Below are 12432 nucleotides of genomic sequence, written 5' to 3'. Positions count from 1 at the left end.
GCCGAGACGCAGAGGGAAGGGGCGCGGTCGCACCGCCCCGCAACCCCTCTCAGCCCGCGGCCACCCGCTCCCCCTCCGAGGGTTCGCCCGCCGGAGCCGTCACGAACTCCACCGCCTCGTCGACGACCCCCGGGTCCCGCAGGATGCGCCGGTGCCCGAGCCCCTGGGTGACGACGAGCCGGGCCCGGTCGCCGTGGGCGCGCGCGAGCCGCCGGGAGTGGACGAGCGGCACCATGTCGTCGCCGTCGTCGTGGAACAGCAGGACGGGCGCGCCGAGTTCACCGGAGTCGCGATCCGCTCCGAAGCGGTCCCAGATGCCGGGTTCACCCGGCACGAGCCGGCGCTCCACGTGATCCCGCATGCACCGGAGGACCCGGTCGTCCACGCCCAGGCCGGCCTGGAACCCCTTGATCAGCAGGTCGAAGGAGCCGACACCGCCGATGCCGACGAATCGGGCCGTGCGGACGCCGTCCCGGAGGGCGAAGAGGGAGGCGAGGACGCCGAAGGAGTGGGCGACGACGGCGTCGAAGTCGCCGTGTCGCGCGTGCAACTGCCGGATGACCTCCCGGTATTCGACGATGTTGCTGTCTCGCCCCGGGGATTCGCCGTGGCCGGGCGCATCGAAGGCGACGGGGCTGTAGCCGCGTTCCAGCAGAGCTTCGGCGAAGGCGGTGAGCCGCGAGGCGCGCGAGGACCAGCCGTGCACGAGCAGGACGGGCCGGCGGCCGTCGCCCCAGGCGTACGTGACGACCTCCTTGCCGCGGACCTGGAGGCGCCCGGTGCGGGCGGCGGCGAAGAGCGTCTGTTCCTCGGGTTTCGGCCGCGCCCGGCCGAGCGGGCGGACGAAGAGGTGGAAGGCCCAGCGGCCGGCCGCTCCGGGGGCGACGCGGGCGGTGACGTTCAGGGCGGTGCGGATGAGCGGAGCCATCGGGTACATGCCGGGATCTCCTCGGTCGTCCTGCGGGTTCTCCAGCCGGCTGATGATCCTGCCGATGGGAAAATGCTAGCACGATCGTTCGTGTTGTTTTAGAGTGGAAAAGGAGGGCGGGCCGGTACCCACCCGGGGGCACCGGCCCGCCCTCCCCACCACCTCAGCCCGCCGGGCCCTCGGACTCCTTCGACTCCCCCGCCTCCTTCTTCGCCTCCTTCTTCGCCTTCTTCCTCGGCCCCTTCTCCGCCTCCGCCTCCGGCTCCTTCTTCGCCCGGCTCGGCTGCACGCGCTTCGGTTCGCCCGGCATCTTCGGGTACTCCGGCGGGTACGGCAGATCACCGAGGCCGTGCTCCGCCTCGTCCCGCCGGGCCAGTTCGAGCAGGGACTCCAGGCTGAACCGTTCGTCGTCCATGCCGGCGTGGACATCGCCCACTTCGGCGTACCGGACCGGCATCGTCCTGATGTCGAAGTCCTGCGGCACGGCGTCGTCGACCTCCTCCCACCGCAGCGGCGCCGACACAGGCGCGTGCGGTCGCGGGCGTACGGAGTAGGCGGAGGCGATCGTGCGGTCCCGGGCGGTCTGGTTGTAGTCGACGAAGATCCGCTCGCCGCGCTCCTCCTTCCACCACTTGATGGTGACCTCCTCCGGCATACGGCGCTCCAGCTCCCGCCCACAGGCGATGGCCGCCCGCCTGACCTGCGTGAACGTCCAGTTCGGCAGGATCGGGACGAAGACGTGGATGCCGCGTCCGCCGGAGGTCTTCGGCCAGCCGCGCAGTCCGTGCTCGTCGAGGACGGCGCGCAGTTCGTGGGCGGCGCGGACGGCGTCCGCGTAGTCCGTGCCGGGCTGCGGGTCGAGGTCGATGCGGAGTTCGTCGGGGTGGTCGGTGTCGTCCCGGCGTACCGGCCAGGGGTGGAAGGTGACGGCGCCGAGGTTGGCGGCCCAGAGCACGGCCGCCGGTTCGGTGGGGCACATCTCGTCGGCCGAGCGACCGCTGGGGAAGGTGATGTGGGCGGTCGGAATCCAGTCGGGGAGGTACTTCGGGGCGCGCTTCTGGAAGAACGACTCTCCGGTCACCCCGTCGGGGTAGCGCTCCAGGGTGGTGGGGCGGTTGCGCAGGGCGCGGGTGATGCCCTCGCCGACGGCCAGGTAGTAGCTGACCATGTCGAGCTTGGTGTAGCCGGGTTCGGGGAAGTACACCTTGTCCGGATTGGACACGCGTACGGTCCGGTCGCCGACTTCCAGTTCCACCGCTGCCGCCTTGCCTGCCATGCCGGTCAGCCTAGGGCTCGCCGACAAGTCGCGCATACCGGACAATCGCCCTCATGGATCTTCCGGTGATGCCGCCCGTGAAACCGATGCTCGCCAAGTCGGTGAAGCGGATCCCGCCCGGGATGCAGTACGAGGCGAAGTGGGACGGCTTCCGCGCGATCGTGCACCGCGACGGGCCGGAACTCGTCATCGGCAGCCGCACCGGCAAGCCGCTCACCCGCTACTTCCCCGAGCTGGTCGAGGCCCTCGCGGCCCGGCTGCCGGAGCGCTGCGTGGTCGACGGCGAGATCGTCATCGAGCACGGCGGCCACCTCGACTTCGACCGGCTCAGCGAGCGGATCCACCCGGCCGACTCCCGGGTCCGCATGCTGGCCGAGACGACCCCGGCGCTGTTCGTCGCCTTCGACCTGCTCGCACTCGGGGACGAGTCGCTGCTCGACACTCCGCTGAGCGAGCGCCGCGAGGCCCTGGAGGGGATGCTCGCCGGCGTGGACGCGCCGGTGCATCTGGCGCCGGCCACGCGGGACGCCGAACTCGCCGCCCAGTGGTTCGAGCAGTACGAGGGCGCGGGCCTCGACGGGGTGATCGCCAAGCCGCTCGACCTGCCGTACCGGCCGGACGCCCGCCTCATGTACAAGATCAAGCACGAACGGACGGCGGATGTCGTGGTGGCCGGCTACCGCTTCCACAAGAGCGGGCCGGTGGTCGGCTCGCTGTTGCTCGGTCTGTACGACGACAAGGGCGCCCTCCAGCACGTCGGCGTGTGCGCGGCGTTCACCGCGCAGCGGCGGGCCGAGCTGATCGATGAGCTCGAACCGCTTCGGATGGATCCGCCGGACGGACACCCCTGGGCCGCCTGGGCGGAGGAGGCGGCACACGCGGGGGCTCGGCTGCCGGGCGCGCCGAGCCGCTGGTCGGGGAAGAAGGACCTGTCATGGGTGGCGCTGCGGCCCGAGCGGGTCTGCGAGGTCGGCTACGACCACATGGAGGGCGACCGCTTCCGGCACACGGCGCAGTTCAAGCGGTGGCGCCCGGACCGGACGCCGGAGTCCTGCGGGTACGGACAGCTGGACGAGCCCGTCTCGTACGACCTGTCCGAGATCCTGACATAGCGTCCGGACACTGTCCGGAGGACGCCGATCCGCCGAGTGAGATGCTTCACATTCGGCGGGCGTCCCGTCGCCCCCAACATCCCCCCGTCGCGCATGCGTTCGTCGTACGTACGGACGATACGCAGAGACGGTGAACAATCCCGCGCCGGCCACCCGGCCCCGTACCTGCGAGAACGTCCCCGGCCGCGCCCGGCGGCCGTACCCGCTCGCCCGCCCGGGCCCCCGCGCGCCCCTCCGGAGCGCCGTCGCGTCGTTGCCCCACCGCGACATCGCCGTGCCGGAACCCGTACGGCGATCCGGTACGTATGGAGAGCAGACCCTTCCGCACGCTTCCCGGACCCACTAGGACTGACCCGTGATCACCTCACCCTCGCGCCTCGTACCCGTCCCGATCCCCGACCGCGTGGCCGCGCTGATCGGCTCCTGCCTGCCGCTGCACGTCCTCCAGGCCGAGATCGACGCGGACTGCGCGGCGCGCGAGGTGTACCGCTTCCGGGGACCGCTCTGCGCGGAGGACCGGGCGGACCGGGAGCACGCCCTCGCCGCGCTCGCCCGGGCCAACAAGATCCTCGCCAAGCACCACCCGAAGCTGCCGGTCACGCCCTGACGGGTCCGGCCGGACCGCTCCCCGCCGGTCCGCCCGTTCGGCCGTCCCCCGCATGCACCCGGTCGGGGCCGATGTGACGCTGCGAGAGTGACCACGACCAGCGACGCAGCGCCCGCGCCCTCGGCCGCCACCGAGCCACCCGTGCTCGACCGCCGCCGCCGCAACATCGTCTTCGGCACGATCATGCTGGGTGTCCTCCTCGCCGCGCTCGACCAGACGATCGTCGGCACCGCCCTGCCCACGATCGTCTCGGACCTCGGCGGCGCCGCCCACATGTCGTGGGTGGTCACCGCGTACCTTCTCGCCGAGACGGTCGCGACCGTCCTCGTCGGCAAGTTCGGCGATCTCTTCGGCCGCAAGGTGATCTTCCAGATCTCGGCGATCGTCTTCATCACGGGCTCGTTCCTCTGCGGACTCGCCACCAACATGACGCTGCTGATCGTCTGGCGCGGCCTCCAGGGCATCGGCGCGGGCGGCCTGATGGTCACCTCGATGGCGCTCATCGCCGATGTGATCCCGCTGCGCGAACGCGGCAAGTACCAGGGCGCGATCGGGGCCGTGTTCGGGGTCTCCACCGTCATCGGCCCGCTGCTCGGCGGTCTGTTCACCGACCACCTCACCTGGCGCTGGGCCTTCTACGTCAACGTGCCCATCGCGATCCTGGTCGTCATCGCCGCCGCCCGCACGATCCCCTCCGTACGCTCGGCGAGCAAGCCGATCATCGACTACGCCGGCATCGCGCTGGTCGCCGTCGGAGCCAGCGCCCTGATCCTGGCGACCAGTTGGGGCGGCAACGAGTACGCCTGGACGTCCCCCGTCATCATCGGGCTCTTCGTCGGCGGTGTCATCGCGCTCGGGCTGTTCTGCTGGGTGGAGACCCGCGCGGCGGAACCCATGCTGCCCATGCGGCTGTTCGGCAATCCCGTCTTCACCGTCTGCTCCGTGCTCAGCTTCGTCGTCGGCTTCGCCATGCTCGGCGCGATGACGTTCCTGCCGACATACCTCCAGTACGTCGACGGGGACTCGGCGACCGTCTCCGGCATCCGCACCCTCCCCATGGTGGTCGGCCTGCTCATCGCCTCCATCTTCAGCGGCAACGTGGTCAGCAAGACGGGCCACTACCGGATCTTCCCGATCGTCGGCTGTCTGGTGATGGGCATCGGGCTCTATCTCCTGTCGCTGATGGAACCGGGGACCAGCACCTGGCTCGCGTCGCTGTACATGTTCGTGCTCGGCGTCGGCATCGGCCTGTGCATGCAGGTCCTCACCATCGCCGTGCAGAACACCGTGGACTACGCCGACCTCGGCACCGCCACCTCAGGCGTCACCTTCTTCCGCACGCTCGGCAGCTCCTTCGGCACCGCCGTCTTCGGCACGATCTACGTCAACTCCCTCACCCCCAACCTCCGGGCCGGGGTCGCGGAGGCCGCGGCCGTCGCCGGGAGCCAGGGCCTCGACCCGTCGGGGGTCGCGCAGGCGGCACAGAGCCCGGACGGCGTGCACGGCCTGCCGGAACAGGTGGCGGAACCCATCGTCAACGCCTACGCCGACACCCTCCACACCGTCTTCCTCTGGACGGTGCCGGTCGCCGCCGTCGGCTTCGTCGTCGCGCTCTTCCTCAAGCAGGTGACGCTCCGCGACTCGGCGCGCGCCGCCGCACCCGACATGGGCGAGGGCTTCTCCGCGCCGACCTCGTCGGGCGACTCCGCGCAGCACCTGGAACTCGCCGTGGGGCGGATCATGCGCCGGATCGACCTCGCCACCGCACGGCGGATCCTCGACGCCTCCGACACACGGCTCGACACGGCAGGGGCATGGGCGGTGATGCAGGTCGAGCTCTACACGCGGACGGTCGGCCACGCGAGCCTGGGACTGATCTCGGCGGGGCGGCGGGTCCCGCCCGAGGTGCTGCTGCCGGTCTTCGACCGGATGGTCGACGAGGGATTCCTGACCCGCGACGGCCATCTGCTCTCCCACACGCCGGCCGGCAAGCGCGAGGCGGACGTCATCACGCACGCGTGGGGCGACTGGCTGTCCGACCGCGTCGAGCAGGAGAGCGGTCGGCCCAGCGGACCCGAACTGCGGGTGGCGACGGACGCCATCGCCAAGAAGGTCGTCGCCGAGGACCTCGCGAACGGCCTCCCCGACCGGTCGCTCGACAGCGACGGGGATCGCGCCCTGAGCCGGACCACCGCCGTCTGACCCGGGACCGGACGGGGCCGGGGCCGGGATCGGGCCGGGTCAGGGCCGGGACCGGCCCCCCGCCGCCTGCCGGCTCCCCGCTCCGCTCGGGAATCGTTACTCGTTACTCGCTACTCGCTACTCGCCGACGTCGCCGTCCACGTACACCCAGGCGCCCTCGTGGCGGGCGAAGCGGCTCCGCTCGTGCAGGGCGCCGGGCTCGCCGCCGTGGACGTAGCGCGCGGTGAAGGTGACGGTGCCGTGCTGGTGGAAGGCGGTGCCGTCGGTGGCCGACTCGATCTCCAGGCCGGTCCAGCGCATCCCCGGGTCGAAGTCGACCTCGGCGGGCCGGGTCTCCGGCGCCCAGCTGCGCAGCAGATAGGCCTCGTCGCGGACGACGAAGGCGCTGTAGCGGGAGCGCATGAGCAGTTCGGCGGTGGGCGCGCTGCCGCCCGTCCCCGTGTGGAACCGGCCGCAGCACACGCCGTACGAGGCGTCGAGCCCGCACGGGCACGGTGACTCCGGGGTCACGGCGGGCGCGGCCGGGCGGGCCGGGGACGTACGGGGGCGGGTCTTGCGTCGGGACATGCCGCCATTGTCCCCCACCGGGTGCGCGGTGCCGGAGCGCCCGCCCGGGAGGAGGCGGCGGGACGGACACCCGGGGAGGGAGCGGCGGGACGGGCACGAGAGCGAGCGGCGCGGCGGGCGCCCGGCATGTGGACGGCCGGGTGGACGCCGGGGCGGGATCCCGCTGCTCAGGGGGTGCGTCCGAGTAGCGTACGAGCATGAAACTGACGATTCTCGGAGGCGGCGGGTTCCGGGTGCCGCTGGTGTACGGCGCTCTCCTCGGCGACCACGCCGAGGGGCGGGTCACCCATGTCACCCTGTACGACCTCGACGAGGGGCGGCTCTCGGCCATCGCCAGGGTCCTGGCGGAGCAGGGCGAGGGGGTGCCGGACGCGCCCGGTGTCACGGCGACGACGGATCTGGACGAGGCGCTGCGCGGGGCCGACTTCGTGTTCTCCGCGATCCGGGTCGGCGGTCTCGAGGGCAGGGCCGCGGACGAACGGATCGCGCTCGCCGAGGGGGTGCTCGGCCAGGAGACGGTGGGCGCCGGCGGCATCGCCTACGGGCTGCGGACCGTGCCCGTCGCGGTGCACATCGCGCGCAGGATCGCCGAACTCGCCCCGGACGCCTGGGTCATCAACTTCACCAACCCGGCGGGCCTCGTCACGGAGGCGATGTCCCGGATCCTCGGCGACCGGGTCGTCGGCATCTGCGACTCCCCCGTCGGTCTTGGCCGCCGGGTCGCCCGCATCCTGGGCGCCGATCCGGACAAGGCCTGGATCGACTACGTGGGCCTCAACCACCTGGGCTGGCTGCGGGGGCTGCGGATCGACGGCCGGGACGAACTGCCGCGGCTGCTCGCCGACGAGGAGGCGCTCGGCTCCTTTGAGGAGGGCAGGCTCTTCGGCCCGGAGTGGCTGCGCTCCCTGGGCGCGATCCCCAACGAGTACCTGCACTACTACTACTTCAACCGGGAGGCCGTGCGGGCCTACCGGTCGGCCGAGCGGACGCGCGGCGCGTATCTGCGTGACCAACAGGGCGCCTTCTACCAGGAGATGGGGAAGACCGACACCCCGGCCCTCGCCGCCTGGCACCGTACGCTCGCCGACCGGGAGGCCACCTACATGGCGGCCAACCGGGAGGCGGCCGGGATCGGGGAGCGCGACGAGGAGGACCTGGAGTCGGGCGGCTACGAGAAGGTGGCGCTGGCTCTCATGCGGGCCATCGCACGGGGCGAGCGGGCCACGCTGATCCTCAACGTCCGCAACGGCACGACCCTCGCCGCGCTCGACGCGGACGCGGTGATCGAGGTCCCGTGCTTCGTGGACGCGAACGGCGCCCACCCGGTGGCGGTGTCCCCGCTGCCGTACCACGCGGTCGGCCTGGTGACGGCCGTGAAGGCGGTGGAGCGGGAGGTCCTCGCGGCGGCGGAGAGCGGTTCTCGGGCGGCCGCCGTCAAGGCCTTCGCCCTTCATCCGCTGGTCGACTCGGTGACGGTGGCCCGCCGCCTGGTGGAGGGCTACACGGCGGAGCACGCGGGGCTGGCGTACCTACGGCACTGAGGCGGCGGCCGGCACCGGTGAAACCGTCGGGAAGGCATACGGCCGACGAACAACTTTACGCGAGCGGGGGCGCGGCCTAGGCTCGCGCCCCATGACCTCACAGCGCACGGGAGTTCGACGAGAGGTGGCCCGCGTCGTCGCGGTCTGCCTGCTGGCCGCCGGTCTGGTGGGAACCATACCGGCGGCGGCCGAGACGCCGACGCCCGGTGACGGTCCGGCCGTCGTCCCCGTACAGACCACCGGGCCCGCGGACCGGCGCTTCAACCTGGTGTTCATGGGCGACGGCTACACCGCGGCGGAGATGCCGGCGTTCCGCGCGGACCTCGACCGGCATCTGAACACCTTGTGGAGCATCGAGCCCTTCGCCTCCTACCGCTCGTACATCAACGTCTGGGCGGTGGAGGCACCTTCGGCCGAGTCGGGTGTGGACTGCGACCCGGGCCTGGACGCCCCGGCCCGCGACACGGCGCTCGACATGGGGTTCTGGGGCGGCTGCAATCCGAACAGCGTGCAGCGGCTGCTGACCGTCGACAGCCGGAAGGCCGCCGCGCTCGCCGATCTCGTCCCGGGCACGAGCCGCGCCAACCGGCAGATCGTCGCCCTCGCCCACAGCTCCACCTACGGCGGCGCGGGCGGCAGTTACGCCACCGCGTCCGGCGGCAACGCGCTCTCGTCCCTCATCACCCCGCACGAGATAGGCCATTCGCTCGGCGGCCTCCAGGACGAGTACGACTACTACGGGCGCGGAGTGCCGGGCGAGACGTACTCCGGCCCGGAGCCCTCCTCCATCCACCACACACTCCTGACCGAACGTCAGATGCTGGGGCAGCGGGCCAAATGGTGGCGCTGGCTCGGCGAGGAGAGCGAGTCGGGTGGCGTCATCGGCCGCCACGAGGGCGGCATGTACAGCACGAAGGGCGTCTGGCGCCCGAGCCGTCACTCCCTGATGAAGACCCTCGGCTACGCCTTCGACCAGGTGGAGCGCGAGGTGATGGTCCGGGCGATCTCCGCCAAGGTGAACCTGATCCAGGACCACACGCCGAACACCGCCCCCGTCGGGGCCGACCGGACGGTGTGGGTCGACACCCTGCACCCGGTGGGCGGCGCGCTCGCCGTGACCTGGCGCCTGGACGGGCGGACGCTGCCCACCCGCGGCGCGCGCACCGTCGACCTGCGCACCCTGCGTCTCTCCCCCGGGACGCACACCCTCACGGCGACCGTCACCGACCCGACGCCCTTCGTCCGCGACCCGGCGGTCCGTGCCTCGGCGGCGCTCACCCGGACCGTCGAATGGACGGTGGACCCGGCCCTCACCACCGTGCGCGACGGGATCGCGGCCGCGTTCACCGGCCACACTCCCCTCGGAGCGCCCGTCGGCGCCCGGTCGGTCGTCCACGCCGACACCACCCACGCGGTGGACCGGACCCCGGCCGTGCGCTGGCGTCTTGACGGCCGCCCCGTCGCGACCGGCCCGAACGACCGGGACCTGGACCTTCGTTCGCTCCGGATGACCACGGGCACCCACACGCTGACGGCCCGCATCGCGGGTACGGAGGAGGAGTTGAGCTGGACCGTGGACGCCCGCCCGGCGAAGGCCTCGTACGAACTCTCGGAACCGCTGCGCACGGTGGGGCGGCACGGCCGGCCCGTCGAGTACGTGTACGACGGGCCGTTCACGATGCGGCTGACCGCACGGGACGACCAGGAGGGCGCGGTGGTGAGCCAGTTCCGGGTCGACGGCGACGGCTGGTACACGTACTACGGCTGGCCGACGGACGCGGCCGCGCCGTTCCGCTTCTCGCCGGGCGGCACGGTGATCGACGACCTCGTGTACGGGAAGCTGGGCCGGAGCCGTGCGGTGCCGTGGGACGACGCGACCCCCGACTACGGCACCCACAGGATCGAGTACCGCACGATCGACGCGGCCGGCAACATCGGCGGGACCGGCGAATTCCTGGTGACGCTGGTGGAGCCGTAGCGCACGCCGGAAGAGACCCGCAGAGAAGAGACCCGCAACGGGAGGAGGCCCCGCCGGCATGCCGGCGGGGCCTCCTCCCGTACGGACGGGGTCAGGGCTTGCGGGCCACCGCGGCCCACCCCGGGATGGGCTCGTCGCCCGGCACCGGGACCGGCTCGCCCAGCTCCGGGTGCCATTCGGCGGTGAGCGAGACCCCGGGCTCGACGAACTCGAGGCCGTCGAAGAACGCGGCGAGCTCGTCCCGCGACCGCGGCCGCAGGGTCAGCCCGCGCGCCTTGTACATCGCGACCGCCTCCGCCGCGCCCACGGGGTTGAAGTCCCCGGTGACATGGGAGAGGACCAGGTAGCTGCCCGGCGCGAGCTGGTCCACGAGCTTGCGGACCAGGTCGTACGCGTTGTCCTCGTCCCCCACGAAGTGCAGCAGGGCGAGCATCGACAGCGCGATGGGCTGATCGAAGTCAAGGACCTTTCCGGCCCTTTCGAGGATGATCTCGGGTTCGCGGGCGTCCGCCTGGATGTACTCGGTGGCCCCTTCCGGGGTCGAGCGCAGCAGGGCGGCCGCGTGCGCGAGCACGATCGGGTCGTTGTCGCAGTAGACGATCCGGGACTCCGGCGCGGCCTCCTGCGCGATCTGGTGCAGGTTGGGCTCGGTCGGGATGCCCGTACCGATGTCCAGGTACTGGCGGACGCCGTGGGCGCTGAGCCAGCGGATGGCGCGGTGCATGAAGGCCCGGTTGACGCGGGCCATGTCCCGGCCGCGGGCGTCGACGGTGAGCAGCTGGCGTGCCATCGCCTCGTCGACCGGGTAGTTGTCCTTGCCGCCCAGGAACCAGTCGTACATACGCGCCGGATGCGGCGTGCTCGTGTCGATCCGTATCTCACTCCGCGGGGATGCGGGGTCCTGGGTCATCGGCGCTCCTGGTCGGGATGAACGAGTGGCACTACAACAAGAGTTACGTGACGGTGGGGGTGGGACGGAAGGGGTCAGGTGAGCAGAAAGTCAGCCTGACCGGATTTGGCCCCCTGGATGAAAGCCGCGATCTCTCCGTGGGTGTAGATGAGCGCCGGTCCTTCAGGGTCTGCGGACTGTCGCACGGCGACTCTGCCGTCGGCCAGCTTCATGGCCTCCACGCAGTTGCCCCCGTTCCCGCCGCTCCACGGCTTGTGCCAACCCTCGGCACCGAGCTCAGCGGCGGGCATGCCGTTGTATATGCGATCCATTCACAGCTCCTTGCGGAGATCCCGGAGAATCTCCTTCGTGCGTTGTGCAGTCGCGGCCTGAGCCGCCATGCGGTCCATGACCTCCAGGTGGGATGCCACCTCGGGGCGCGCGTCGAGATAGACGGCGCCGGTCAGGTACTCGCTGTAGACCATGTCCGGCAGTTCGGGCATGGCGAAGCGGAAGAGGACGAACGGTCCGTAGGTGCCGGGGTGGTGGCCGGACGCGAACTCCGCGATCTGCAGGGTGACGTTCGGCAGCTCCGACGCTTCGAGCAGCCGGTCGAGCTGGTCGCGCATCACTTCGGGCCCGGCGCCGACCGGTCGGCGGAACACCGTCTCGTCCATGATCACCCAGAACTTCGGGGCGTCCTCCCTGGTCAGCAGGGACTGCCGCTCCATCCGTAGGGCTACATGCCGCTCGGCGTCCTCGTCCTTGCCGGCATCGCTGCCGCCACCGACCGCCCCGCTGCGCAGAATGGCGCGGGCGTAGTCCTCGGTCTGGAGCAGACCGGGGACGAACTGGGGCTCGTAGGCCCGGATGAGGCTGGCCGCCCCCTCCAGGCTGACGTACATGGAGAACCAGCCGGGCAGCACGTCGTGGAACCGCTGCCACCAGCCGGGGAGGTTGGCCTCCTCCGCGAGGGCGATGAACCCCTCGGCCTCGGAGTCCGTGATCCCGTACTCCCTCAGGAGGAGCTGCACGTACGGAATCTTCAGTGCGACTTCGGCGGTCTCCATCCGCCGGACGGTGGCCGGGGCCACCCGGAGGATCTTCGCGGCCTCTTCCCTCTTCAGGCCGGCCCGCTCCCGCAGATCCTGCAGGCGCCTGCCGAGAACGACCTGTCCCACCGTGGGGGCGGACCGCGGCTCGCTCACTCTCAGACCTCCCCGACGCACTGTTTCGACGAGTGTGCCACGAAGCCGGGCCAGAGAGAACACAGCACTCTGGAATTTTCAGAGTGCCACTTGCCAAGTGTCCGACTCAGGAGGACAGTGTTCC

11 protein-coding genes are annotated in these 12432 nt (G+C 71.5%); 5 read left to right on the top strand and 6 right to left on the bottom strand.

Features of this window, described 5'->3' with window-relative positions; all coding sequences use genetic code 11:
• Positions 1-49 precede the first annotated feature (49 nt).
• On the bottom strand, positions 50-937 hold the full coding sequence (locus E0F75_RS27120) for an alpha/beta hydrolase (RefSeq protein WP_229313539.1): 888 nt from the start codon (positions 935-937) through the stop codon (positions 50-52).
• Positions 938-1091: 154 nt separating this feature from the next.
• Entirely contained in the window at positions 1092-2204 is a 1113-nt protein-coding gene (ligD, locus tag E0F75_RS27115; RefSeq protein ID WP_229313537.1) for a non-homologous end-joining DNA ligase, read from the bottom strand.
• A 53-nt stretch (positions 2205-2257) separates the two neighbouring features.
• On the opposite strand from ligD, the gene E0F75_RS27110 reads away from it, so the two are divergent.
• The 3 genes from E0F75_RS27110 to E0F75_RS27100 all read left to right on the top strand — a co-directional run bounded on the left by E0F75_RS27110 (position 2258) and on the right by E0F75_RS27100 (position 6125).
• On the top strand, positions 2258-3316 hold the full coding sequence (locus E0F75_RS27110; RefSeq protein WP_229313535.1) for an ATP-dependent DNA ligase: 1059 nt from the start codon (positions 2258-2260) through the stop codon (positions 3314-3316).
• 355 nt (positions 3317-3671) lie between these two features.
• Entirely contained in the window at positions 3672-3923 is a 252-nt protein-coding gene (locus E0F75_RS27105; RefSeq protein WP_015037573.1) for a hypothetical protein, read from the top strand.
• 87 nt (positions 3924-4010) lie between these two features.
• Positions 4011-6125 carry an MDR family MFS transporter gene (locus E0F75_RS27100; RefSeq protein WP_229313533.1) on the top strand — a complete coding sequence of 705 codons (2115 nt, stop codon included), beginning with the start codon at positions 4011-4013 and terminating at the stop codon, positions 6123-6125.
• A gap of 117 nt (positions 6126-6242) precedes the next feature.
• On the opposite strand, the gene E0F75_RS27095 is transcribed toward E0F75_RS27100, so the two are convergent.
• The gene (locus E0F75_RS27095) at positions 6243-6692 is read right to left on the bottom strand and encodes a YchJ family protein (protein ID WP_229313531.1); all 450 of its coding nucleotides are present in this window, start codon (positions 6690-6692) and stop codon (positions 6243-6245) included.
• A gap of 197 nt (positions 6693-6889) precedes the next feature.
• Between E0F75_RS27095 and E0F75_RS27090 the strand changes: the two genes are divergently transcribed.
• Together E0F75_RS27090 and E0F75_RS27085 are read left to right on the top strand one after the other, a co-directional pair.
• Positions 6890-8233, top strand: coding sequence for a 6-phospho-beta-glucosidase (locus E0F75_RS27090; protein WP_229313530.1), 1344 nt, complete (start codon positions 6890-6892; stop codon positions 8231-8233).
• A gap of 91 nt (positions 8234-8324) precedes the next feature.
• Positions 8325-10211, top strand: a complete 1887-nt coding sequence (locus E0F75_RS27085) for a M64 family metallopeptidase (RefSeq protein WP_229313528.1) — start codon at positions 8325-8327, stop codon at positions 10209-10211.
• 91 nt (positions 10212-10302) lie between these two features.
• On the opposite strand, the gene E0F75_RS27080 is transcribed toward E0F75_RS27085, so the two are convergent.
• The 3 genes from E0F75_RS27080 to E0F75_RS27070 all read right to left on the bottom strand — a co-directional run bounded on the left by E0F75_RS27080 (position 10303) and on the right by E0F75_RS27070 (position 12308).
• Entirely contained in the window at positions 10303-11121 is an 819-nt protein-coding gene (locus E0F75_RS27080; RefSeq protein WP_055601332.1) for an SAM-dependent methyltransferase, read from the bottom strand.
• 74 nt (positions 11122-11195) lie between these two features.
• Positions 11196-11432 carry a DUF397 domain-containing protein gene (locus E0F75_RS27075; protein WP_015037566.1) on the bottom strand — a complete coding sequence of 79 codons (237 nt, stop codon included), beginning with the start codon at positions 11430-11432 and terminating at the stop codon, positions 11196-11198.
• Positions 11433-12308 (bottom strand): helix-turn-helix transcriptional regulator, encoded by an 876-nt coding sequence (locus E0F75_RS27070; RefSeq protein WP_229313526.1) that lies wholly within the window; start codon positions 12306-12308, stop codon positions 11433-11435.
• Between the last annotated feature and the right edge of the window lie 124 nt (positions 12309-12432).

Source organism: Streptomyces sp. CB02980, assembly GCF_014451325.2.
Taxonomy (GTDB): Bacteria; Actinomycetota; Actinomycetes; order Streptomycetales; family Streptomycetaceae; genus Streptomyces.
This window is presented reverse-complemented; position numbering and strand designations above follow the sequence as displayed.